Source organism: Cryobacterium sp. MLB-32, assembly GCF_000738085.1.
Lineage (GTDB): Bacteria > Actinomycetota > Actinomycetes > Actinomycetales > Microbacteriaceae > Cryobacterium.
Genome location: NZ_JPRS01000404.1, coordinates 1 through 1,887, shown reverse-complemented (window position 1 = coordinate 1,887; position 1,887 = coordinate 1). Strand labels below are relative to the sequence as shown.

1 protein-coding gene is annotated in these 1,887 nt (G+C 58.2%); it reads right to left on the bottom strand.

Annotated features, from left to right (window positions below; genetic code table 11):
* Positions 1 to 146 precede the first annotated feature (146 nt).
* Positions 147 to 1,887 (bottom strand): tyrosine-type recombinase/integrase (locus JF66_RS18955; protein ID WP_156109928.1); only part of this gene is annotated, 1,741 nt, incomplete at its 5' end.

Below are 1,887 nucleotides of genomic sequence, written 5' to 3'. Positions count from 1 at the left end.
CTCCCTATTCATTGTCGCTCGGCTCACCTGTGCCTCTGTATATAGGTTCTTCTTGGAGAGGGTACCGTCGGTGAAGAGTGCTTTGCCGTTTAGGAGCCGCTGCATCGCAGATCGCAAACGCGACTCGGAGCTGATGCGAGTCGGAATCACCGGCTGGCGCCTTCCGTCGAGTCTTTGTCGCGGATCGCTTTGCGAATGGACAGCAGTTCACTGTCTATGCGAGCACGATTCAAAGCAGACAACCTGCGACTACTGCGCAACTCCAACAGCGACTTCTCTTCGGCTTTCCATATGCTTATATGGGACGGCAGCAGCACCGAATTTGGGCATTCAGATGGCACGCACATCGATGGCTTAACGTCCGTGTTCGTCTCCCGCTCCGACTTTGTCAAGCAAGCGGCGATCCCCTTGTCCCCCAGGCACAGGTTGATTGTGCCGAATCGCATGTCTGGAAACTCGGCCGCAAGAAGTCTGGCTTTGGTGGTCTTGTCAACCACTTGAGCAGCGGACCGACGCGTCGACCCGATCACGCGCTGGACAGAGGAACCGCCAGGGCCCTGCGCGCTGATTTCTTTCGGGGTGCCGACGGCGAGTTCATCGAGCGCGAGTCGAGCCGTGGTTCGCGCTTTTACCTCTCCTCGTTCCTTCGCCCATCGTTCAGTCTCGCGGCTGTAGCTAGCGGTCAAGGCGTTGGAGGTCCCGGTGGCTTGAGAGTGTTTTAGCTGCAGCCCCGCGGCGATTTGTCCGCCGTGCTCATATTCGGTCAGGAGAGCCATCGTTCGTCGGAGCATATGAGGCGTGATTGGACCCGCGGGGATGGGGCTCAGCCCCGTGCTGAGCACCGTCTCGTTGATTCGCTTTCGGAATCGCTGAAGTGCGTTGGTCACGTGGAACCCGCGTTGATCGGCAACCTTGGATCGTGCGGTAGATGCGCGGGAACTGCTGAAGAGGTGAGTCTCATGTGGGCTGGTACTCTCAAGCACCTCTACAGCCTTCTGAACAGGATCGGTGATCCACCAGTATTTGAGAGGGCGATGAGGCTCGTTTTTTATCAGCGGCGATTTTAGGGCTGCTACTCCATAGTGAGTGGTAACACTGCCGCGCTGCAGCTCCTGCACTTCCGAATCTCGCATCATCGTCATCGAGGCGATGATGACGTAGCAAGCCTCCCGCAGCATCCGGGTCTCTACTCCAGCCGAATGGGAATCAAAGCTGTCGCGCCAAGGACGGTCTCGCCCTGGCAGCGCCTGCACCGGGGCGAACACCCCGCCAACAACGGAGATGCGCCCCGACTGGAGTGCTTGGGCGACTACGTGGCGCCGCCGTCGTCCTGACAGATTTCCATTCGTGAACAGGTCTAACGTTGCGCCGCCGGTGATTCGAGCCGAAAGCTGTCTCCAGTTCACATTTTCTTGTTCCTTTTGGGTCGGATGGCGAGATTTCTTGAGCAGGATTGGCTCATCGTCGCGATCCATATATTGGTCGAAGGATGTGTCCAAGCTTCCCGTGCTCGCAGGCTGGCGCGGCCTCTCATTGGAGACCGCGCTCCGCTCCCTGGCGGCGATGATGTCGACAGAGAACAAAGAGACATAGGCCCACGCCGCTTGTATGAGCGGATAGAACAATTCTGGCGACACAGGCTGAGTTGCCAACGGCTTGCGCCGCTGCGTTCCTCGCAGCGGATTGTTCTCAGGATTGGGCCAAGGATGTTGAGCGATGCCGCCTTCGCTCAAAACGGATCTGCATGTGTATAGGAGCGCCGCGATTTTCCCGACAGACGCAATTACTTGCGGGCTCGGCTGCGGGACCTGCTGCAAGTGTTGGATCGAATTGATGAAATCGTCCCGGCTCCACCAGGTGAGGCTCGCAGGAAATCCGTTGTCCTTG